Annotated in this window: 20 protein-coding genes and 2 pseudogenes; 12 read left to right on the forward strand and 10 right to left on the reverse strand. The window is 70.4% G+C overall.

Annotated elements, in window-relative coordinates; all coding sequences use genetic code 11:
* Nucleotides 1–12: 12 nt before the first annotated feature.
* The 5 genes and pseudogenes from AC0B9F_RS17505 to AC0B9F_RS17525 all read left to right on the forward strand — a co-directional run.
* Entirely contained in the window at nucleotides 13–885 is an 873-nt protein-coding gene (locus AC0B9F_RS17505; protein WP_472003793.1) for an amidohydrolase family protein, read from the forward strand.
* A gap of 11 nt (nucleotides 886–896) precedes the next feature.
* Nucleotides 897–2,444, forward strand: a complete 1,548-nt coding sequence (locus AC0B9F_RS17510; protein ID WP_472003487.1) for an acyl-CoA synthetase — start codon at nucleotides 897–899, stop codon at nucleotides 2,442–2,444.
* 69 nt (nucleotides 2,445–2,513) lie between these two features.
* Nucleotides 2,514–2,975 (forward strand): MaoC family dehydratase, encoded by a 462-nt coding sequence (locus AC0B9F_RS17515; RefSeq protein ID WP_472003489.1) that lies wholly within the window; start codon nucleotides 2,514–2,516, stop codon nucleotides 2,973–2,975.
* Between the two features lie 270 nt (nucleotides 2,976–3,245).
* A complete protein-coding gene (locus AC0B9F_RS17520) occupies nucleotides 3,246–5,126 on the forward strand; it encodes a propionyl-CoA synthetase (protein ID WP_472003795.1) in 1,881 nt (626 codons plus the stop codon).
* Between the two features lie 44 nt (nucleotides 5,127–5,170).
* Nucleotides 5,171–5,571 (forward strand): annotated as a pseudogene (locus AC0B9F_RS17525) (histidine kinase dimerization/phospho-acceptor domain-containing protein); the annotation flags it as partial.
* Nucleotides 5,572–5,634: 63 nt separating this feature from the next.
* On the opposite strand, the gene AC0B9F_RS17530 reads toward AC0B9F_RS17525, so the two are convergent.
* On the reverse strand, nucleotides 5,635–7,074 hold the full coding sequence (locus tag AC0B9F_RS17530) for a fascin domain-containing protein (protein WP_472003490.1): 1,440 nt from the start codon (nucleotides 7,072–7,074) through the stop codon (nucleotides 5,635–5,637).
* Between the two features lie 572 nt (nucleotides 7,075–7,646).
* On the opposite strand from AC0B9F_RS17530, the gene AC0B9F_RS17535 reads away from it, so the two are divergent.
* A complete protein-coding gene (locus AC0B9F_RS17535; protein ID WP_472003492.1) occupies nucleotides 7,647–8,900 on the forward strand; it encodes a cytochrome P450 in 1,254 nt (417 codons plus the stop codon).
* Nucleotides 8,901–9,039: 139 nt separating this feature from the next.
* Here the strand turns inward: AC0B9F_RS17535 and AC0B9F_RS17540 are convergent, their stop codons facing one another.
* Nucleotides 9,040–9,588, reverse strand: coding sequence for an NIPSNAP family protein (locus tag AC0B9F_RS17540; protein ID WP_472003494.1), 549 nt, complete (start codon nucleotides 9,586–9,588; stop codon nucleotides 9,040–9,042).
* Nucleotides 9,585–10,052, reverse strand: coding sequence for a hypothetical protein (locus AC0B9F_RS17545; protein WP_472003496.1), 468 nt, complete (start codon nucleotides 10,050–10,052; stop codon nucleotides 9,585–9,587). Before AC0B9F_RS17545 ends, AC0B9F_RS17540 begins: the two co-directional genes overlap by 4 nt.
* A 62-nt stretch (nucleotides 10,053–10,114) precedes the next feature.
* Here AC0B9F_RS17545 and AC0B9F_RS17550 point away from each other — a divergent pair, with 62 nt between their 5' ends.
* On the forward strand, nucleotides 10,115–11,041 hold the full coding sequence (locus AC0B9F_RS17550; protein WP_472003498.1) for a helix-turn-helix transcriptional regulator: 927 nt from the start codon (nucleotides 10,115–10,117) through the stop codon (nucleotides 11,039–11,041).
* Between the two features lie 212 nt (nucleotides 11,042–11,253).
* Here the strand turns inward: AC0B9F_RS17550 and AC0B9F_RS17555 are convergent, their stop codons facing one another.
* From AC0B9F_RS17555 to AC0B9F_RS17565, 3 genes are read right to left on the reverse strand one after another with little or no spacing between them, the layout of a single operon-like run.
* A complete protein-coding gene (locus AC0B9F_RS17555; protein WP_472003500.1) occupies nucleotides 11,254–12,597 on the reverse strand; it encodes a zeta toxin family protein in 1,344 nt (447 codons plus the stop codon).
* Nucleotides 12,594–12,887, reverse strand: coding sequence for a hypothetical protein (locus AC0B9F_RS17560; protein WP_472003502.1), 294 nt, complete (start codon nucleotides 12,885–12,887; stop codon nucleotides 12,594–12,596). The genes AC0B9F_RS17555 and AC0B9F_RS17560 overlap by 4 nt, the downstream gene beginning before the upstream one ends.
* Entirely contained in the window at nucleotides 12,884–13,651 is a 768-nt protein-coding gene (locus AC0B9F_RS17565) for a histidine phosphatase family protein (protein ID WP_472003504.1), read from the reverse strand. The genes AC0B9F_RS17560 and AC0B9F_RS17565 overlap by 4 nt, the downstream gene beginning before the upstream one ends.
* 394 nt (nucleotides 13,652–14,045) lie before the next feature.
* Between AC0B9F_RS17565 and AC0B9F_RS17570 the strand changes: the two genes are divergently transcribed.
* On the forward strand, nucleotides 14,046–15,716 hold the full coding sequence (locus AC0B9F_RS17570) for an immunity 49 family protein (RefSeq protein WP_472003506.1): 1,671 nt from the start codon (nucleotides 14,046–14,048) through the stop codon (nucleotides 15,714–15,716).
* A gap of 40 nt (nucleotides 15,717–15,756) precedes the next feature.
* Here the strand turns inward: AC0B9F_RS17570 and AC0B9F_RS17575 are convergent, their stop codons facing one another.
* On the reverse strand, nucleotides 15,757–17,040 hold the full coding sequence (locus tag AC0B9F_RS17575; protein ID WP_472003508.1) for a polysaccharide deacetylase family protein: 1,284 nt from the start codon (nucleotides 17,038–17,040) through the stop codon (nucleotides 15,757–15,759).
* A gap of 241 nt (nucleotides 17,041–17,281) precedes the next feature.
* Here AC0B9F_RS17575 and AC0B9F_RS17580 point away from each other — a divergent pair, with 241 nt between their 5' ends.
* A complete protein-coding gene (locus tag AC0B9F_RS17580; protein ID WP_472003510.1) occupies nucleotides 17,282–17,713 on the forward strand; it encodes an ASCH domain-containing protein in 432 nt (143 codons plus the stop codon).
* On the opposite strand, the gene AC0B9F_RS17585 is transcribed toward AC0B9F_RS17580, so the two are convergent.
* Nucleotides 17,707–18,126 carry a winged helix-turn-helix transcriptional regulator gene (locus tag AC0B9F_RS17585; RefSeq protein ID WP_472003512.1) on the reverse strand — a complete coding sequence of 140 codons (420 nt, stop codon included), beginning with the start codon at nucleotides 18,124–18,126 and terminating at the stop codon, nucleotides 17,707–17,709. The genes AC0B9F_RS17580 and AC0B9F_RS17585 overlap by 7 nt on opposite strands.
* A gap of 100 nt (nucleotides 18,127–18,226) precedes the next feature.
* Here AC0B9F_RS17585 and AC0B9F_RS17590 point away from each other — a divergent pair, with 100 nt between their 5' ends.
* Nucleotides 18,227–19,168, forward strand: a complete 942-nt coding sequence (locus tag AC0B9F_RS17590; protein ID WP_472003796.1) for an NADP-dependent oxidoreductase — start codon at nucleotides 18,227–18,229, stop codon at nucleotides 19,166–19,168.
* A 158-nt stretch (nucleotides 19,169–19,326) separates the two neighbouring features.
* Here AC0B9F_RS17590 and AC0B9F_RS17595 read toward each other — a convergent pair.
* Nucleotides 19,327–19,425: pseudogene (locus tag AC0B9F_RS17595) on the reverse strand (helix-turn-helix transcriptional regulator); the annotation flags it as partial.
* 8 nt (nucleotides 19,426–19,433) lie between these two features.
* Here AC0B9F_RS17595 and AC0B9F_RS17600 point away from each other — a divergent pair.
* Nucleotides 19,434–19,622: a hypothetical protein gene (locus tag AC0B9F_RS17600; protein ID WP_472003514.1), complete on the forward strand. Its 189-nt coding sequence runs from the start codon at nucleotides 19,434–19,436 to the stop codon at nucleotides 19,620–19,622.
* The gene (locus AC0B9F_RS17605; RefSeq protein ID WP_472003516.1) at nucleotides 19,610–20,392 is read left to right on the forward strand and encodes an HAD family hydrolase; all 783 of its coding nucleotides are present in this window, start codon (nucleotides 19,610–19,612) and stop codon (nucleotides 20,390–20,392) included. Before AC0B9F_RS17600 ends, AC0B9F_RS17605 begins: the two co-directional genes overlap by 13 nt.
* Before the next feature lie 200 nt (nucleotides 20,393–20,592).
* Here the strand turns inward: AC0B9F_RS17605 and AC0B9F_RS17610 are convergent, their stop codons facing one another.
* Nucleotides 20,593–21,516 (reverse strand): LysR family transcriptional regulator, encoded by a 924-nt coding sequence (locus tag AC0B9F_RS17610; protein ID WP_472003517.1) that lies wholly within the window; start codon nucleotides 21,514–21,516, stop codon nucleotides 20,593–20,595.
* Between the last annotated feature and the right edge of the window lie 19 nt (nucleotides 21,517–21,535).

Below are 21,535 nucleotides of genomic sequence, written 5' to 3' on the forward strand. Positions count from 1 at the left end.
GGCGACCTCGCACTGGACCTCGACCGGCTCACCGCCATCGACGTGCACACCCACGCTGAGGTGTCCAAGGACGGACACGGGGCACTGAGCCCCGAACTGTTCGGCGCCTCCGAGGAGTACTTCAAGGCCCACGGCCACCGGCAGCCGACCATCGACGAGATGGCCGGTCACTACCGCGAGCGCCACATGGCCGCCGTGGTGTTCACCGTCGACGCCGAACACGCCACCGGGCATCCCCGGATCTCCAACGAGGAGATCGCCGAGAGCTGCGCCGCCCACGCGGACGTCCTGATCCCCTTCGCCTCCATCGACCCGCACAAGGGCCGCGCGGGCGTACGGGAGGCGCGGCGGCTGGTCGAGGAGTACGGGGTCCGCGGGTTCAAGTTCCACCCGAGCATCCAGGCGTTCTCCCCGAACGACCCCCTCGCGTACCCCCTCTACGAGGCCATCGAGGAGCTCGGGGTGCCCGCCCTGTTCCACACCGGCCAGACCGGCATCGGCGCCGGCGTCCCGGGCGGCGGCGGCATCCGCCTGAAGTACTCCAACCCCATGCTGGTCGACGACGTCGCGGTGGACTTCCCGCAGCTGCGGATCATCCTCGCCCATCCTTCCTTCCCCTGGCAGGATGAGGCCCTCGCGGTGGCCACCCACAAGCCCCACGTCTACATCGACCTGTCCGGATGGTCCCCGAAGTACTTCCCACCGCAGCTCGTGCGGTACGCCAACAGCCTGCTCAAGGACAAGGTCCTCTTCGGGTCCGACTATCCCGTCATCACCCCCGACCGGTGGCTCGCCGACTTTGCCGGGCTCGACATCAAGCCCGAGGTCCGGCCGAAGATCCTCAAGGAGAACGCCGCCCGTCTGTTCGGCCTGCTCGCGGACTGAAGGAGGCGTTCGTGTTGAACCAAGGCATCGGCTCCTGGCCGGCGCGCCGGGCCCGTAAGACGCCCGACCGGATCGCCGTCGTCCACGAGGACCGCACCTTCACCTACCGGGAACTGCACCAGCGCGTCCTGCGTCTCGCCCACGCGCTGCGCGGCCTGGGCACGCGACGCGGCGACCGCGTGGCGTACCTGGGCCCCAACCATCCGGCCTTCCTCGAGACGCTGTTCGCGGCCGGCGTGCTCGGCGCGGTCTTCGTCCCGCTCAACACCCGGCTCGCCGCCCCCGAACTGGCCTACAACCTGTCCGACTCGGGCAGCACCGTCCTCGTCCACGCCCCCGAACACGCCGAGGCGGCCCGCGCCGCCGCAGCCGAGGCGGGGGTAGAGCAGCGGATCGCACTCGCCGGCGCCGAGGACGAGGGCGCTCTCTACTACGAGCACCTGCTGGCCGGTGCACCGACCGGCGACCTGGACGAGACCGTGATGCCGGAGGACCCGTGCATCATCATGTACACCTCCGGCACCACCGGCCGCCCGAAGGGCGCCGTCCTCTCCCACGGCAACATCACCTGGAACAGCGTCAACGTCCTCGTCGACACCGACCTCGCGGGCGACGAGGTGACCCTCGTCGTCGCCCCGCTGTTCCACACCGCCGGACTCAACATGACCTGCCTGCCCACCCTGCTCAAGGGCGGCCGGGTGGTGCTGCTCGGCTCCTTCGACGCCGAGCGCGTACTGGAACTCATCGAGACCCGGCGGGTGACGTACATGTTCGGCGTCCCCACGATGTACGACGCCATGGCGGCCCGACCCCGCTGGGCGAGCGCGGACCTGTCCAGCCTGCGCACCCTCAACTGCGGCGGCGCACCCGTCCCGGCCCGCACCATCGCCGCCTACCTCGACCGGGGCCTGGCCTTCAGCCAGGGCTACGGCATGACCGAGGCATCCCCCGGGGTCCTCTACCTGGACAAGGAGCAGACCTCCGGCAAGGCGGGCTCCGCCGGAGTGCCGCACTTCTTCACCGACACCCGCGTCGTCCTGCCCGACGGCCGCGACGCCGGCCCCGGGGAGCGCGGCGAAATCCTCGTCCAGGGCCCCAACGTCATGGCCGGCTACTGGGGCCGGCCCGAGGACACCGAGGCCGCCTTCACCGACGGCGGCTGGCTGCGCACCGGCGACGTGGCCCGCACCGACGCCGACGGGTACGTATACATCGTCGACCGGGTCAAGGACATGTTCGTCTCGGGCGGGGAGAACGTCTACCCGGCCGAGGTGGAGGGCGCGTTGCTCACCCATCCCGCCGTCGCCGAATGCGCGGTCATCGGCGTGCCCGACCCGGTCTGGGGGGAGGTCGGCCGCGCCGTCGTCGTCCTCGACCCCGGCAGCCGCGCCGACGAGGACGACATCCTCGGCCACCTGCAGGGCAGGCTCGCCAAGTACAAGATCCCCAAGTCCCTCGTGGTGACTCAGAGCCTGCCTCGTACCGCCTCCGGGAAGATCATCAAGCCCGTCGTACGCGACATCTACGCGACCGACCCCGCCGCTCCCTCCCACCCCTGACATGCGCCCAGGCGTCGCGCCCCCACTGCGCGCGGTCCCTGTCCGCCTGCCTCACCGAAAGGACCCTCCATGCCCACCACCCACGCCCACGGCCTCGACGACCTCAAGTCCCTCAGCGGAGCCGACCTCGGCCGCACCGAGTGGCGTGAGATCACCCAGGACCGGGTGAACACCTTCGCCGACGCCACGGACGACCACCAGTGGATCCACACGGACCCGGAGAAGGCCAAGGACGGCCCCTTCGGCGGCCCGATCGCCCACGGCTACCTCACCCTCTCCCTCATCATCCCGCTCTTCGGGGAACTGCTGGACATCACCGGCATCAAGATGAGCGTCAACTACGGCCTGGACAAGGTCCGTTTCCCCAGCCCCGTCCCGGTCGGCGCGAAGATCCGCCTGCACGGCGCCGTCGGCTCCGTGGAGGAGGTCAAGGGCAACGGTGTGCAGATGCCGCTGACGTTCACCGTCGAGGTCCAGGGCAGCGACAAGCCGGCCTGTGTCGCCCAGGCCGTGTACCGCCACTACGCGTGAGCGGCCCGGTGTCGTGAGTCACCACAGCCGGTCCACGAACGCCGGCCGGCCGGTGTCACGCATGCGCGGGGCAGGCCCAGCCCGCCACGAGCGCCCCGGCCGGTCCGGGACAGGTCTTCCCCTGGAGGTGGTGGGCGGGGCGTGACGGTCGAATGATGGCTGATGTGCACGCCACGCCCTTCCGGCCCGGCCGCCGGCGCCGGGACGGACGTACGCGCGGGCGGACGGGCCGTGCCGCGCGGACGGGACCGCGAAGGAGTGACCCCGCAGATGGACGTCTACCGCGAGCTCCACCGACGCAGCATCGCCGATCCCGAGGCCTTCTGGGCCGAGGCCGCCAAAGCCGTGACCTGGGACCGGGACCCGGTGCGGATTCTCGACTCGGACCGGCCACCGTTCCACCGCTGGTACCCGGACGCCGAGATCAACACCTGCCGCAACGCCCTCGACCGCCATGTCGAGGCCGGCCACGGCGCCCGCACCGCCCTCATCCACGACAGCCCGGTCACCGGCACCACGAGCAGCCTCACCTACGCCCAACTCCTGGACCTGACCGCACGTTTCGCCGGTGTGCTGCGCGGTCTCGGCGTCGGCAAGGGCGACCGGGTGGTCATCTCCATGCCGATGGTGCCGCAGGCCGTGATCGCGATGCTCGCCTGCGCGCGGATCGGAGCCGTCCACTCCGTGGTCTTCGGCGGCTTCGCCGCGAAGGAACTCGCCGTGCGCATCGACGACGCCCGGCCCAAGGCCGTCGTCTCCGCGTCCTGCGGCATCGAGGCCGGCCGGGTCGTCCCGTACCAGCCGATGCTCGACGAGGCGCTGCGGCTGGCCCGCCACACCCCGGAGCGCTGCGTGATCCTCCAGCGGCCGCAGTCCCCGGCCGACCTCGGCGACCTCGGCCTCGACTGGGACGAGGCGATGGCGGCCGCCGAACCCGCCGACTGCGTGCCGGTCGCGGCGACCGACCCGCTGTACATCCTCTACACGTCGGGCACCACCGGCCGGCCCAAGGGCGTCGTCCGCGACAACGGCGGCCACGCCGTCGCCATGGCCTGGAGCATGCGCCACATCTACGGCATCGGACCCGGCGACGCGTGGTGGGCCGCCTCCGACGTCGGCTGGGTCGTCGGCCACTCCTACATCGTCTACGCCCCCTTGATCGCCGGCGCCACGACCGTCGTGTACGAGGGCAAACCCGTCGGCACCCCGGACGCCGGAGCCTTCTGGCGAGTGATCGCCGAGCACGACGTGAAGGCCCTGTTCACCGCGCCCACCGCGATCCGCGCGATCAAGAAGGAGGACCCGGACGGCACCCTGCTCGCCCGCTACGACGTGAGCGGCCTGCGCAGCCTCTTCCTGGCCGGGGAGCGCCTCGACACCGACACCTACACCTGGGCGACGCGCGCCCTCGGGGTGCCCGTCGTCGACAACTGGTGGCAGACGGAGACGGGCTGGCCGATCACCGCGGCGCCCCGCGGCATCGACGGCGTCGCCATCCGGCCCGGCTCGCCCGGGGTGCCGATGCCGGGCTACGACCTGCACATCCTCGACCCGGCCGGCGACGAGTGCGCCCCGGGACAGGACGGCGCGGTGACCCTGCGCCTGCCGCTGCCGCCGGGCACCCTGCCGACCCTGTGGCAGGACGACGACCGGTACGTGGCCTCGTACCTTTCGCAGTATCCCGGGTCCTACCTCACCGGCGACGGCGGGCACGTCGACGAGGACGGCTACGTCTTCGTCACCGGCCGCACCGACGACGTCATCAACGTCGCCGGTCACCGGCTGTCCACCGGCGTCATGGAGGAGGTGGTGGCCGCCCACCCGGACGTCGCGGAGTGCGCGGTGATCGCAGTACGCGACGAACTGAAGGGACAGGCGCCGCGCGCCTTGGTCGTCCTCAAGGCCGGTGCCGCCCCCGCGCCCGACCAGCTGGAGCGCGAGATCGTCGCGGAGGTGCGTGGCCAGGTCGGCGCCGTCGCCTCCCTGAAGGAGGTCACCGTGGTGCCCGCGCTGCCCAAGACCCGTTCGGGCAAGATCCTCCGGGCCACCATGCGCGACATCGCCGATGGCCGTGACACCCCGACGCCCGCGACGGTCGAGGACCCGGCCGTACTCGACGCACTGCGCCGCACCCTCCGCCCGCAACCCTGAGACGAGCAGCCGGCTCTCCGCCGCGCGTCCCTGTCCCCGCCGGCCGCCGCCACCGCATCGAGCTCCCGCCCGAACGCGTCGGCCGCGACGACGAGATCACCCGGCTCGCGGCCTCCTTCAACACCATGCTCGGCGAACTGGAGAAATCCGTCAGCGCCCAGCGCCGGCTGGTCGCCGACGCCTCGCACGAACTGCGCACCCCGCTGACCGTGCTGCGCACCAACGCCGAGCTGCTCGCCCGGTCCTCCCGGCTCACCGACGCTCAGCGAGAGCGTGCGGCCCCCGCGCTCAGCCGCCAACTGCGGGGGGTCACGCTCCTCGTCAACGATCTGATCGAGCTGGCCCGCGAAGAGGTACCGGATCCGCTGATCGAGTACGTACGCCTCACGGCCGTCGTCACGTCACCCACGCCGTCGACGCTGCCCGCGACCACTGGCCGACCGTGCCGTCCATCCGGCCTGGCCATGGCCCGCCAGATCGCGCGCGCCCACCACGCCGACCTTAGCTGTCAGAAGGTGATGGTGGCGTGGATGAGACGGTGGTCCGAGAGCGCGGGGTCCACCACCTCGCAGCCGTAACTCGGGCCGGACGGGCCGAAGATGTAGTCGATCTTGTTGCTGCCGTCGGTCGGTGCGCCGGTGTGCGGCGCGTCCGGCGTGGTCTGTCCGCACTCCTGCCGGGACGCGTAGAGGCTCGACAGTACGGCGACGTCGGCCGTGGTCGTGTTCAGGTCACCGCCGTAGAAGGGGGTGTACCCGGAGCCCTTCAGCCCGTCGACGATGTTCCGGAGCATGTCGGCCTGTTGCGGACGGAACGTGTTGTCGGGGTCGTCTCCCTGCTGCTTGCCGTCGACGAAGTAGGAGCCGCTGCTGAAGTGCGCGTTGCAGAAGACCGTGCCGTCGTCGGGAACCGTGGCGCACAGCGCGGGCCGCTGCTCCTTCAGGTCGGGCGAGGGCAGCGTGTAGCCGCGGTACCAGGTGTTGGTGTCCTTGACCGCGAGAGCGATGCCGAACGCACCCCGGTTCGTGCCGTTGCTGTCCATGCAGTTCTTCTGCGCCATGAGATACGGGTCCGTGGCGCTGTTCGTGTCGATCACCTTGTAGTAGGTGGGGGCGAAGCGAACGTCCCAGCCACCGCCCAGCCGGCTTTCGAGCTGCAGCTCAAGCGGCTTCACGGCCGTCTCGCAGATCTCCTGGAAGAAGACGGCCTCGGGACGGTGGTTCAGGGAACCCGCCACGTCGGTGGCGACGTCGGTGGCGACGGTCTGGTCGTCGGCGTACGCGAGCTTGCACTCGGGACTGGGGTTGTTGTTCGCGCACAGGTTCCAGGAGGCGATGTCGTGCCGGCCGGATGCCGTCACCGACGAGGCCGGCGGGTCGGCCGTGGCACCCGTACCCCCGACCTTCTCGAAGGTGAAGCGTTCCCAGCTGCCGACCGAGCTCGCATAGGGGCGCAGGATGCCCATGTCATCGCCGGTGGCGTTGAAGCGGGCCGACAGGTAGAGAGTCGAAGTGAGGGACTTCAGGGCGTATTCCCCGCCGCCCTGTGGTTCGACGGTGAAGCGCTCCCAGGAACCGGTGTCGGTCCCCCGCGCGCGGAGCATGCCGTGCTGCACCCCGGTGTAGTTGTCCTCCGAGGTGACGTACTTGCCGTTCGCCTCGCTGCGCAAGGAGATCGTGGTGCCGTAGCCGACTTTGTCGATGTAGTCGGTGTGCAGCGTGAACGTCTCCAGGGTCGTCACGGACGTGGCGACGGCCCGGAGCTTGCCCTGCTGGTCACCCGCGTCGTCGACCTCGGTGGTGACGTACTTGCCGTTCACCTTGAGGGCCCAGCGCTGGGCGGTGGACGACGGCGGGACAGACGCGGCGAGCGCGCGCGGGGCGGCCAGGACCAGCACGCCTATGACGGCGGCCAGGACCGCCGTCAGAAGCACAGATATTCTTCGCATATTCCCTTTTTCAACAACAAGCTGAAGATCAAGCGATGTTGAGGCTAAGGCCCTGGCCTCGGTGAAGGCCACCCTTGAGGGTGACGAGGTACGGAGCCTTTACCGACCGCGCGACGCTGCGCTTCGCCGTTGCGACGGGGTGGGTCTGCCGAGTTGCTCGCGGGCCTGCCGGCCCCGGCGAGAGCCATCCATGCCGGGCTGGCGGCGGTCCGTCCGGACGCCTCGGTCATCTCCGTGACAGCCCGAGCCGACCTGGCGGAGGAGCTGACCGCGCAGGCCGCGGCGGTGATCGCGCGGGATAGCACCGGCGGGCTGATCACAAGGAAGCGGAGCAGGCGAAGCACCCGACGCCAGGTCCCCGGGTTCCTGCCCTCGCGGGATGTCCATCAGGGCCCCCGACCGGGTGCGGTCAGCGAACAGCTAGGGTTCTCGCGCCGTCCATGCCACACCGTCGTCCGAGCGCGGTGGGCTTGCACCGGGCAGCCGGCTCGACGGCGCGGCATGGGGCGCCAAGCACGTCCTCCATGCCTCACCCCGAGAAGTACCGGGCCGGGCTCCGACTGAGCGGCCCGATGCACACGAAAGGACCGATGCACGTGCTCGACCCGGCGGATCCCGCTTTCGCGCGCAACCCCTACCCGTACTACGCGCAGGTGCGGAAACAGGGCCCAGCTGTCCGCGTCGCATTGGCCAACGGCACCGATGCCTGGCTCATCACCGGCTACGAGCACGTACGCGCCGCACTCGCGGACTCTCGCTTCTCGAACGTGCCGGCCAAGGGCGCGGGCAGACCGAGGCCCGACTCGCCGGCGCAACGTGCCCGAGACTGCCTCGCACGCCACATGCTCAACTCCGACGCCCCTCACCACACCCGGCTGCGGCGGCTGGCGTCCGGCGCGTTCTCCCCGCGCCGGGTGGATGCGCTGCGGCAACGAATCGGGAAACTCGCGTCCGAACTCATTGACGAAACGGCGAGCCGACTGCGGAACGGCGCGGCGGTCGACCTGGTCGATTCCTTCGCGTTTCCGCTGCCGGTGTTGGTGATCGGCGAGGTGCTGGGCGTGCCCGAAGCAGACCGGGACGCTCTGCGAGAGTGGACCTACCGGGTCGGTTCGCCCGCGGACGCGCTTCCGGCGGGGGCGGTCGATGAGGCGTGGACCCTGCTCCACGCCTACTTCACGGAACTGATCGCCATGAAGCGGAAGGAGCCGGGCGAGGACTTGTTCAGTGCGCTCGTGCACGATGTGACCGAGGGCGGACTCGACGACGGCGAGCTGCTCGCCATGGCGTTCCTGCTGCTGTTCGCGGGCTACGAGACGACGATGAACCTGCTGGCGTCGGCTTCGTTGCTGCTGCTGACCCACCCTCGCGAGCTGACCGCCGCCCGCCGGGACGCCGGGCGCTGGTCAGCGGTCGTGGAAGAGGCACTGCGGCACGCCAGCCCGCTGGAGGCCACGACATGGCGGCGTACGACGCAGGAGGTGGACCTCGGCGGGGGCGCGGCCATACCGGCGGGGGCCTCTGTCCTGGCCGTCCTCGCCGCGGCGAACCGTGATCCGGAATTCTTCCCGGACCCGGACGCGTTCCGGCCCGACCGCTACACGACCGCCGCCGATGGGACGCGCGCCGCGCCCCACGCGGCGTTCGGGCACGGACCACACTTCTGCGTGGGAGCGCGGCTGGCTCGACTGGAGGCGACCATCGCGCTCCCGATCCTCTTCGACGCCCTCCCCGGCATCCAGCTCGCCGAGGACCCGGACGAGCTCCCCTACCGCCCGGGCCTTCTGGTCCGCGGCCCCCGACGCGTCCTCGTGAGACAAGCTTGAGGGAACCAAGGGACAGTCCAGCGGATCTTGGCTTGGCAGCGCTCGGTGGCCCCCTCCGGGCAACGATGAAAGATGCCTCCAAGCACGTGTTGGGAGCCGGAGGCCAGTTCGTCAGGAGCGACCTGCAGGGCGACAGAAACTAACGTGTCACCGGTTCCAGCCGTAGCCAGCGGGTGGGCCAGGGCGGAGGCTGCGCCGGGCCGAACCAGACCCGGACGTCCTCCCCGGTGCGGACCGGCAGGGCGGGGTAGTCGTTCGCGGCGTGCTCGGTGCGGTGCAGCGCGTGGCCCGGGCCCAGGTGCCGGGCGGCGTACGCGTCGAAGGCGGACGCCCCGGGCGGATGGCAGACGGTCGCGAGCACCTCGCCGTCACCGGGTGAAGGCGTGAAGCCCGGGCCGTGCAGCAGCAAGACGTCGTCGCTGTCGGTCATGGTGGCGTTGGCCGCGTCCCGGTGTTCCCGCCAGACGGGTCCGGAGTAGAACGCCTCCAGCGAGCGCCGGCGGTGCGCCATGTCGGGGAACGCGCGCAGCCAGACGAAGCGGTTCGGGTCGTCCAGGTCGCGGAACCGGCCGCCGACCGTGATGCCGACCGTCTGCTGAGCGGTCACGAACTTGCTCTCGAACAGCTCGATCAGCGTTTCCCGGGCTCCGGGACGCAGGGTGTACTGCCGGAGTTCGACGATGCTCATGCGCCGGCCCGCTCGCTGCGGGTGAGGTTCATGGTCCAGTTGTGCTCCCAGGTCCGGCCGTCGTCGGCGGAGAACTCCTGCTCCCAGCGGGCGTTGTCCGGGCCGAGACGGTGCCAGGTGAAGTGCACCCGGATCGGCCGCCCGTCGTAGGTGTCGTCGCCGTAGAAGTGACCGAGGTCGCCGGTGAAGCCACCGACCACGGGCGGGTCCAGCCGGCCCGTCCGGCTGTCGGACCAGTGGATCGACCAGCGCCCCGTCTCGCGGTCGAGCAGGCGCAGGGTCACTCCCTGGCGGCCGAGGGTGGGGAAGGTGATCTCGTCGATGTTGCCGGCGCCCCCGAACAGCGGCCGGACGACCGCATGGCCGGGGAACTCCTCCCAGGCTCCGGAGCCCGGTGCGAGCGGTGCGGTCAGACGGCGGTTGGCCACGTCCCAGGAGCCGTGCAGGAAGTCGAAGTCGTTCATGCGTCGCAGGGTAGGGACGGTCCCCTGACATCTGCTGTCAGTGGATGTGGATACTGAGCGGCATGCGTGCGAGCCGGCTGGTCACTCTGCTTCTCCTGCTCCAGAACCGGGGCCGGATGACCGCTCAGCAACTGGCCGAGGAGCTTGAGGTCTCCGTCCGTACGGTCTACCGGGACGTCGAGGCGCTCGGCGCGGCCGGCATCCCGCTGTACGGCGCTGCCGGACACGCGGGCGGCTACCGGCTGGTCGACGGCTACCGGACCCGGCTCACCGGACTGACCGCGGACGAGGCGCAGGCCGCGTTCCTCGCAGCGCTCCCCGGCGCGGCCGCCGACCTCGGTCTCGGCGAGGCGCTCGCCACCGCCCAGCTCAAGCTGCGAGCCGCCCTTCCTGCCGAGCTGCGCGAGCACGCCGGGCGTATAAGGGAACGCTTCTTGGTCGACGCCCCCGGCTGGTACAGCGACGCCGACCGCACGCCCTACCTGGCCCAGGTCGCCGCCGCGGTGTGGGAGCGGCGCGCGACGGTGCTGCGGTACCGGCGCTGGCGGGCGCCGGAGGAGATCGAGCGGCGGGTGGAACCGTACGGGCTCGTTCTGAAGGCGGGCCGCTGGTATCTGGTCGCGGCCGGGCCGTCCGGGATCCGCACCTACCGGGTCGACCAGATCCTCGGCCTTCGGCCGCTGGAGGAGTTCGCCGTTCCGGACGGGTTCGACCTGGCCGCGTACTGGAGCGGCTATCTGGCCGACTTCCGGGCCCGGCTGCACACCGGGGAGGCCCTTGTGCGGCTCACCCCGGAGGGCGCCCGCCGTCTCGGCGTGACGCCCACGAGCGACGGGTGGACGGATGCCCGGGTGCCCATCGAGTCGATCGACCACGCCCACGGGGAGTTCCTGCGCCTGGGCACGGACATCGAGGTCGTGGCACCCGCCGAACTCCGCGACCGCATAACGGCGACCGCCCGGACCCTGGCCGCCCGCTACGGGGACTGACCCCGGGCAGAGGCGGCCGAAGGCGACGGCCGGCCGGACACCGACGGCACGGAGGAGGACGACCAGGCCCAGCCGCCGCTCTTCGACTCCTGCTTCAGGTCCGCGACGGCGTCGGCGGCGGGGTGCAGGGACCGCAGCGACTTCGGGCCCGGGGCGCGATGCCCGGGCCGCGGTGCAGACTGTCGCGCACTCAGCCGCACTGGCTCTGAGTCCTACCTGCTGCGGCCTCGGCGCTGTTCGATGCCGTCCGCTGGGCGCGGTGAGAGGGCCGGACCCGGCGTGGCCGGCTTGCCGCTCGGGGGGCGGGTGACGGTGGCCGACCGGCTGCGGGCGGCCGCGGCGGTGGCTCGGGCGGGCAGGGCGGAGCCCGGTTCGCTGACGGAGCGGTGCGCGGCGGTGCCCAGGATCTGGCGTTGCTGCTGTTCTTGTGTGCGCTGTTCGGGGGAGAGCGCTGCCCGACGTGCGAGTTCACCGAGGAGTCGGTCAGTGGCCGCTTCATGCCGTACGGCCGCGTGGGGGGTGTTCCCCGCCAGGGAGGCGTGGCGGTCGGCCAGGGTGTGCGCGAGGAGCTGCACGACCTCGGCGTCGGTACGGGGAAGCAACGTCGCGTCGGGCACGGTGGGGGCCGTGCCCCGGAGTTGGGTGGCCCGTGCGGAGGCCTCGCGCCACGGGGCGCTGGGCGGGGGCAGAAGCGGGGCGGCCGCCCGTGCGATGTGATCCAGCTCCGGTAATGCGAAGTCCGGGGCTATCAGCGTTGCGGCGGCATGTCGGGCGGCGAACTGGCCTGCCTCGGCCGCCGATTGCACGCGGGCGTGCTCGCTCTTGATGGCGGCCACCAGTTGGAGCTGGTCCTCCCGGGCGGCCTGCCCGGCGGCGACGGACTGGGAGTGCACGGTGGAGCCGTTGCGGCGCAGGACGGTCGCGTAGTCACCCAGGCCCTCCCGCTCAAGGGCCGTTGCGCCGCGAAGCACCCCGCGCAGGGCCGCGTCGTGAATGTCCGGGTCGACGAGGCGGCCGTGGCCCCGTTCCTGGAGTTCCTCGAGGTAGCGGGACATGATGCCCAGTCGGCTGACAGGGCCGGGTACGGCGATGAACGCGGTCTCGATCCGATAGGGAGCGACACCCGGAGGCAGCGGCGCCGACTGGATGCGACGGCAGATGTCCTCGTACTCGGCGGGGCTGACCATGGCGGACTCCAGCAGGATGTTGAAGCCGCGTTCCAGCGCGTACTGCTGAGCCTGTTCCCACCAGGCGTCTCCGTCCGGGCGGACCAGGGCGTCGGCCTCCTGCGGCCGCTCGGCCTGCCAGCGGGCGTAGTCGGGGTGGTGGGGGTTGTAGAAGTCCATGTTGATCCAGGCCGCCGGGCCGTTGCGCTCCAGGGCGTCCTTGACCATGCGGGTGACGGCCGTCTTGCCTGCCCCGGTCTGTCCGGCCACGATCACGGCGACGGGGGCGCGTTGGGGGGTGCTGCCGTCCAGGAAGACGGGTGCGATCTGCTCGCGGAAGATGCGCTGGTTCTCCTCCGGGGGCAGCTGTCCCTCGGTGGTTGCCCTCACGCGGCCCCGCCGGTCAGGTAGTGGCGCACCGTGCGGGCCAGGGCGTGGGCGCGCTGCAGTGCGTCCGTGTCGTCCGGGCGCAGCTGGAGCTGTGCGCGGTTGAGGTCCTGCTGGTAGCGGGAGAGTTGCTCGGCGGTCGTGCCGTCGGCGTCGCGCAGCGCGGCGGACACCTCCGCGACGGCCGAGCGCAGGTCGGCGAGCGCCGCCTCGTAGGGCTGGTCGCCGTACAGGCCGCCGGGGACCGGCTTGACGTGCGCGAGGATCGGGTCGTCGGGGGAGTTGTCGTTCATACGCGGGTCATCTCTTCCGTGGAGTCCAGTGAGGTCAGGTGAGCGGTGTCGCCCCAGAGAGACAGACGCAGCCGGTGGCCGTCACCGCTCCACTGGGACACCGAGGCGTTCGGTACGGGCGGCAGCTGCTCGGGCGGGACGGCACCGATTCCGGCGAGGGCGTGCCGGAGGGCGATCAGCACCCCGTCGTGCGCGACGACCAGGACGCGTCGGCCGGGCGCCGCCCGGCCCAGGTCGGCGACGAACTGCCCCACGCGTACGGCGACGTCGGTCATGGCCTCGCCGCCGGGTGGCCGGTAGTACCACTCGCCCAGGAGCTCCCGGCGAGCCGCCTCCTCAGGCGCCCGGGCCCGCAACGCGGCCGGGGGATGCAGTTCGAAAACACCCATCTCCCGGTCCCGCAGCCGCTCATCGATCAGCAACTCCGGCCGGTACGCGCCGAGTTCGGCGGCGCGTTCCGCCATCCCGTCCCACGTCTGCCGTGCCCGCAGGTAGGGCGAGCACACGACCAGGTCCGGCCCGTCTCCTTGAGCTCGTCCGGCCAGCCAGCTCCCCAACGCCACGGCCTGCGCGGCCCCCAGCTCGGACAGGGCGACGTCCCGGTCGCGGCCCGGCACCGGCACCGTGGAACCGGACTGCTCCGCCGCGGCGAAGGCCACGTTGGCCGTGCTCTGCCCATGCCGCACGGCCCACAGGCCGGCCAGCGGGCAGGGCGGCTTGAGACTGGCCGGGGAGGCTGATTCAGGGTGTGTCTGTAACGTCATGTCACCTTCTTTACAGATCTTCGTCGATCAGCGTGAGCCGGGCGAGGAACACGGCACGGCGCGGAATCCCCACGGCTCATGGGTGCGGGCTCCCATCGGGTGACCTCGCCATCTACTTCTCCTTCGGCACCTTCAGGGTCTGCGCCAACACACACTTATCGGCGGACCGCGTGCTCGTCCAGTCCGCACTCCTCCTTCGCGGCCCGGAAGCCAGCCTCCCGGTCGCCCAGCGCGTCCCCGCCACCCACAGCCCCGCTACGAACACACCCCCGCAACTGCTCGGCACTCCTCGGACGCGCCGCTGCCCTGTGCTGCTACAGGCGACTCGTCCGTCTCACCGCGTCGGACATCGTCTTAGGATGATTCTTGATCAACGACAACGGGGGAGCGCGGCGTGCGAATTGAACGGCACTCGGTCAGCGACGCCACAGTGGCGGAAGCGAGCGAGGACTTCACCAACCGGATCGGCCGGATGGTGCACGGCATGTCGAAAGCCGGGCCCGTCACCGGGTACGACTGGTGGTTGGTCGCCGAGGCCTTTCTTGACTACCTCGGAGCACTGTCCGTGCGGTGCCCGGACCTGAACATCCCGGAGGCGAAGGCGGTTCTGCTGGACGCCGCCGAAGCGGCCGTGGGCAAGGTGTCGTTCGCCGCCTACTACCCGATGGCGCACTTCAGTGTCTTCCTCCACTACCCCAACTTCGGCATGACGTACGAGCGCGAGGAAGCGGACGGCGGCGGAGCGGAGACCATCACCCCCGGAAAGTGGATCGACGCCTTCTGCCTGGCGGTCCTCGCCGGGCGGGCCGAATGGCACGGGGAGGCCTTCCACTTCGCCCGGCAGAAGGCCCACACCGGGCTCGCCGGAGATCCGGCCGGAGAGCTGATCACCGGACTGATGGCGAGCGTGCTCGGCGACCTCGGGGACGACGAGCAGGACTTCCCGCCGTCCAGCACCGCGAAGCTCGCCGCGCTGGACGCCGCGCTCACCCGGGTCCGGGCCGGCGCCGACGGCTCGGGCGAACGGTTCGAGACCACGGCGCTGGACGCCCTGCGCGCCCTGGAGAGCGGCGACCAGGAGTCCTTCCGCGGCGCGGTCGCCGCACTACTGACCGCTCACCGCGCCACGGCCGGCCCGGCCGCGGCGCCGCGCACCCTGCTCCCGCTCATTCCGCTGGCCCTGGCAGCGTTCGCCCATCGGCGGCACGGCTGGCAACCGCCGGTCGACTCCGGCTACCTGCCCCACGCCCTGGTGACCGGTTTCGTGGGCGCGGGGCCGCGCGTGCAGGCCTACGGCCGTGAGCGGCGCCCGGACGCAGTGGCGGCACTCAACGCCGGCCCCGTCGTCGTCGAGCGCCCGGACAACCCGCACCCGATGGACTCCGACAGCGAGACGTTCTTCCAGAGGGACACGCAGGCGATCCTCGCTCGGGGTGACGTCACGTCAGTTGCCGCCAGCGAACTGCTGGATGCCGTGCGGGATCAGGAACTGCTGTTCAAGTCCGCCGCCAGCCTCGGTCCGGACGTGAGCGACGCGCAGCTGGAGAACGTCGCCCTGGCGTCCCGGTTCGGTGCCGCCGCCGCCCACTCCCTCAAAGCAGGGCAGTGGGTCACCGCGACCTACTTCGCTCTGATCACCGGGACGCGAGAACACCTGGCCCCTCTGGTGCTCATCGACCCCGGCATCCTCGCCGACGGTTCCGCCTACGCCTCCTATTACCAGGCGCTCCACGCCTACCTGCGCGTCGACGATCCCGAGCCCGCGATGGACCGCGCGCTGGCCGACCTGGACAAGGTGACCCGGTGGGGCTTCCCGCTCCCGCCGGCCGTCCTGCTGTCCCAGCTCGTCGACGGCGACGAGGAGAGTTTCAACCTCGCCCTCGTCGACGCGCTGGAGGCCCACCGTGACCACTTCGCCGTGGCGGACCGCGGCAACGACGCCGATGCGGCGATCGACCTGGGCGTCCTGGCGCTCGCCTGCCATGCCCGCCGCAGAGGCATGGAGATCCGTGTCGACTCCCCCTACCTGCCGCCCCGGCTGCTGTGCGCTGCCGAGCCCCGGTAACACGGCCGCCCAGCCCGGCGCTGCCGGGCGCACCACGGGCTCAGCCGCTGATGGCGGAGGGCAAGGCCGAGGACTTACGGGAGGGGGTGTTGAACCATGTCTTCCAGCCCCCGGGAGGCTGCTGCCCGACCTCCAGTGTGCGCAGCCGGGCGAGGAGGGCGGGATCCTGGGCGTCGAGCCAGTCCACGAACTGCCGGAAGGACACCAATCGTACGTCCTTCGGTTCCGACATCTGTTTCATGGCCTCCTCGACGGCCGTCATGTAGATGCCGCCGTTCCACTCCTCGAAGTGGTTGCCGATGAAGAACGGCGCGCGGTTGGTTTCGTAGGCCCGGCGGAAGCCGGCGAGGTAGGCCTCGGTGGCCTGACGGCGCCAGGCCGGGTAGTGGTACGACGGGGCCTTCGTGGAGTTCATGGACTGGTTGGCGAGGATGTTGTAGTCCATCGACAGGACCTCGAAGCTGTGGCCGGGGAAGGGGATGGCCTGCAGCGGGAAGTCCCAAATGCCTTGCCGCTTGCCGGGCCAGCGTTGGACGCCCCCGGGGGAGGAGGCGTCGTAACGCCACCCCAGTTCGCGGGCCACTGGCAGCAGATTGTCCTGGCCGAGGAGACAGGGGGTTCGGCCGCCGATGAGTTCGCGACTGTAGTCGAAGGGCAGGGGCTCCTCGTCCCGCCAGCCGGTGTGGGTGCGCCATGAGGTGACGAACGTCCTGGCCTGTTCGATCTCGCTGCGCCACTGGTCGGGCGTCCAGGCGGCCACGGACCCGGGGCCCGAGCAGAAGTGGCCGTTGAAATGGGTGCCGATCTCGTGTCCGTCGAGCCATGCCTGCCGGACGTATCGCAGCGTCTCCTTGAGGTGCTCGTCGGTGAGATAGCCGATCTCGGAGGCTCCCACTGGGTTGTTCGGCGGGCTGTACAGATGACGTTTGGACTCGGGCAGCAGGTACAGCCCGGAGAGGAAGAAGGTCATGTGCGCGCCGTGATCCGCAGCGGCCTTGAGGAAGCGTGGGAAGAGGCCGTTGCCGACCTCGCCGGCGCCGTCCCAGGAAAGGACCACGAACTGCGGCGGTTTCTGGCCCGGTTCGAGCCGCTCCGGCGCCGCGGGCTGGTTGGGCTGCCTGCCGGTGTACGCGGTGGAGCCGTCGCCGATCAGCCGTGTCGTGGTGTGGGGCGCGCGTTTGGGGCCGGCCGCAGCGGTACGCCCTTCGCCGCCCTCTGAGTTGAGTTCTCGGGGCGAACCGGAACCGCAGCCGCTGAGCCCGATCGCCGCTGCTCCCAGTCCGAGTCCCATGCCCATTGCGTTCCTGCGGCTCAGCTTGCCCATGGGTGTATCCCAACCCGCGCCCGGTAGGTGCGTCGTCGTACTCTTCTGGCCATCACCCACGATAAGTACGATTAGTAGTCTTAAATGACTTACGGGTCGGCGTGTCACCAAATGCTGAGCGAAGATGACCGGAAAGGAGTAACCCGGTCCCGGGGGCTCGTCAGTCAGGACCCTTGAGCCCGCTGGGGGGAGCTGAGCGCTGGCCCTTGATCAACGCGGTCTGGGCTCATACGCTCGCTCGATGGCGCATGACGACCTTCCGACCCTTGAACTCGCCTTCCCCGGCCCGGAACGTGACCGTGGTGTGGCGGCGATCCTGAGCGGTCGGAAGACCGCGCTCACGGGTCTCCTGGAGATCTACGAGCACGCCGGTGAGGCAGTACCCGTGACCGGTCAGCGATTCTCGGTACTTGATTCCGAAGGTCGCCCGGCCGTCACGATCCAGCTCGTCGACGTGCGCGTCGTTCCCATGAAAGAGATCGACGACGACTTCGCGCGAGCTGAGGGACGCGGTTACTCCGATGTGGGGGAGTGGCGGGCAGCACACGAGGAGTTCTTCCGGAGCGATGGCGTGAGTGAGTACCTGGGACGCACCCCGGTCATCGATGACGACACCCTTGTCGTCGCTGAACGTTTCCGAGTGGTCGAGCCGGGCGACTCGGGCGGTCAGTGACCCGCTTTGATCGGCTGCACCTCCTGTGCCGCCCGTGTGTCGTAGGCGTCGCGGGCGTCCAGGACGGCATTGATGTTCTCCTCGGACCAGGCGCGGATCGCGTGCATCAGCGCGGTGACGCTCTCGCCCAGTTCTGTGGCCTGGTATTCGACCCTCGGCGGAATGGTCGGGTAGACCGTGCGGGTGACCAGGCCGTCCCGCTCCAGGGTACGCAGGGTCTGGGTGAGCATCTTCTGAGTGATGCCGTCCAGACGGCGCCGCAGTTCGCCGAAGCGCATCGGGCCGCCGGACAGTGCGCCCATGACCAGCATGGTCCACTTGTTGGCGAGCACGTCCAGGATCTGACGCGAGGGACAGGCGGCCAGATAGGCATCCGCGCCACCGTAGAAGCGCAGGTTGTCGGTAGTACCCATGAGGTACCTATATACCTTCGAAGTGCCTTCTGTTCAACGGATACCGCCATGCCGAGGATGGAGACATCACAAACGGCTCTCCGGACAGGAGTACATGACGATGCGTGCGATCACCCAGAAGACCTTTGGTGGCCCTGAGGTACTGGAGCTCGTCGATGACGTGCCCGCACCGGTGCCTGGGCCGACGCAGGTGCTCGTCCGAGTCAGGGCGACGAGTGTCAACCCGGTGGAACTGTTCGTCCGTTCCGGCGCCTTCCCCCTCCTGGGCGAGCCGCCGTTCGTCTTGGGCTGGGACGTCTCCGGGGTGGTGGAGCAGGTCGACCCGGGTGTGCACCGGTTCCAGGTCGGCGACGAGGTCTACGGGATGCCGTACTTCCCTGCTGCGGCTGGTGCGAACGCCGAGTACCTGGTCGCACCAGCACGGCAGTTGGCTCGCAAGCCGGCCGGGATCAGCCATGAGGAGGCCGCGGCGCTGCCGCTGGTGGGCCTGACGGCCTGGCACGCACTGGTGGAGATCGCCCAGTTGCAGCCTGGGCAACGCGTACTGATCCACGGTGCGGGCGGCGGACTTGGGCATGTCGCGGTGCAGTTGGCCAAGCACCTCGGCGCGGAGGTGGTTGGCACGGCGAGCGCGGCCAAGCACGACTTCCTCCGCGCGTTGGGCGCGGACCAGTTGGTCGACTACCGGACCCAGGACTACACCGAGGTGCTCCGGAACGCACCGGTGGACGTGGTGCTGGAGACCCTGGGCGGCGGGAACGCCGAGCGTTCCTTCACCGTGCTGCGGCCGGGCGGCGTTCTGGTGTCGGCGGTGGAGCGGCTCAGCACCACCCTGCCGGAGCTGGCGGAGCAGTCCGGCGTACGCTTCGCAGCGGTCGGCGTGGAGCCGGACCCGGCCGGCCTGGAGGCACTGACCGAACTGGTCGAGGCGGGGAGGCTTCGGGTGCACCTGCAGCAGGTGTTCCCCTTGGAGAAGTTGTCCCAGGCGCACGAGGTGCTGGCTGCCGGCGGTGTGCAGGGCAAGCTTGCGATCACAGTCTGAAGGCTTGGCGATCGTGCGGGCTGCCGGCCGCGGCCGCAAGCCGGACGCCCGCACAGCCTCGGACGTCCGCATGCCGGTTCCCTCCTGGGATGTCGTCGCCGGCCTGTGCCCAGCTGCTCCGAGGCGCTGCGGAGTACCGATCGCCGGGAGTACCTCGTCGGCGTATGCCCGAAGGCGAGGCGGAAGACGTCGATGAACGCGCTGGTGTAAGACCACCCGCACTGGTTGGCGACCCTGGTTACCGGGGTGTTGTGGGCCCGTCCAGGTGAGCGCCGTACACACCGAGCTGTATCTGGTGTGGTACACCAACGTGCGTGCCACCTCGGGCTCCGCCGTGCGCTGCGCCGTCCGCACCCGCGACCTGCATCTGTACGACACTTCGGGCAACCGGCTGTGCGACGACGACGCTGACGCCGCACCGATCAAGGAGAAATCCGCGACATGGGCCAGCTGACCCGACCCACCGCACTTCTGCTGGACTTCGGCGGGGTGGTCGTGGCGACCACCAACCGTCCCTCCTGGGCACACGACCTCGCCACCGAACTGCACGCCGCCCTGACCGCCGCGGGCTGCGCCGAGCTGACCGTCGAGCACATCGAGGCGGACCTGAAGGCCGGATCCGCCGCCGACTCGCACTGGAAGAACGCGATGAGCCGGCCGACCGCCCCCAAGGAGATGACGCACCGCCGCTTCTGGAGCGACTTCGTCGCCGCGGACTGGCCGCAGGCCGCGCTCGCCTGGGTGACCGCACACGCCGAACCGCTGTGCCACCGGCTCGGCGAGCTCAAGCACGACCGCGTCACCCGCGACGGCATGCCCGCACTGCTCGACGCGTGCGACGAGCTGGGCATCGCCGTCGGCATCGTCTCCAACGCCCTGGCCGGCTCGGTGCACCGCGACCACATGGCCCAGCACGGCCTGGACAAACGCGTCGCGGTGCAGGTGTACAGCGACGAGGTCGGCGTCCGCAAACCCAACCCCGAGATGATCCGCATCGCCGCGCGCGCCCTCGACACCGATCCGGCAGGCTGCTGGTACGTCGGCGACAACTACGACCGCGACGTGCTGTGCGGCCGGCGCGCCGGAGCCGGGGCGACCATCCTGATGGAGGCCCGCGGCACCTACGACCGGCCGTACGTCGTCCAGGCCGAGCCCGACACGGTCGTCACCGACCCGAACGAACTGCGCGCACTACTGCTCGCCGCCTCCGCCCCCGCCCGATGACCTTCGCCGGTCACCTGCGCGCGCCCGCGCCGCCCCGGCTTTCTCGACGACCTGGAGCAGAAGCTCGATGCCCGTCTCAGCCCGGCGCGGCCGTGTGATCCCGCACATCGACGATCACGGCACCCCCGTTGCCGTCGTCTCCCCCCACCGCAGGCGACGGTCAGATTCAGCACGGGGATGGACACCGCCGGCGCGTGCCGTCACATGCCGAAGTCGGCGGTGATCGTTGCGAGGTGGTCGCGCCCGGCAGCGTCCTGAGCGGCGCGATTGAAGTCGTGTATGCAGGGTGTTGCTCGGGCAGCGAGCCAGAGGGGAGCCCACTCGAGCCGTGGTGCATCGCTGAACGGAATGTAGGCGACGTCGCATCGCATGTAGTAACGCGTCGCCTGGGAGCCCACGACGAACCCGCCCTGACCTGCGCCGATGAGCGCCAGGGCCTCTTGGAAGGTCTCGAAGGCGGGACCGGGTTCGATGGGCCGGCCTGCGGGTGTGCGCAGGGGGGTGCGCTCGACGCGCCAGTGCGCGGGGACCGCTTTGGCCTGCAGAAGCTTCACACCGGGGAGGTCTTCGAGGGAGACGGTCTCCTTCGCGGCCAACGGATGCCTGGTGGAGACGGCGAGCATCCGGTGCTCGGAGTACAGCACGGGGCCGACGACCATGCCGGCTTCTTCATGAGGCAGGGACACGATGAGCAGGTCCACATCCCCCTCGCGCAGCCTCGGGTAGGCGTCGGATATCTGCAGTTCCCTGGGCTGCGCCCGGCATCCGGGATGGCGCTCGGCGTACAGCTCAGCCGCCTGGACCATGAGCTGTCCTGAGGCGGCGCCCACGAACCCCACCCGCAGCACGTGCCGGATGCCGTGTGCAGCATCGACTGCCTTCCGCAGCCCGGCCCGCAGCTGTTCGTAGGCGGGCAGGAGATCGTCGTGCAAATGCTGCCCCGCAGGAGTCAGTCGGACATAGCGGCTGGTGCGCTCGAACAGCGGCGCCCCGATGTGCCGTTCCAACTTCTTGATGCTCTGACTGATCCGGCCGGTCGTCAGATGCAAGCGCTCGGCGGTGCGGCCGAAGTGCAGTTCCTCGGCCAGCGTCAAGAACGCCTCCAGTTCCAGCCGCTCCAGCACCGATCCCCCTCGGTTGAAC

It is taken from the genome of Streptomyces sp. NPDC097129, assembly GCF_055668065.1.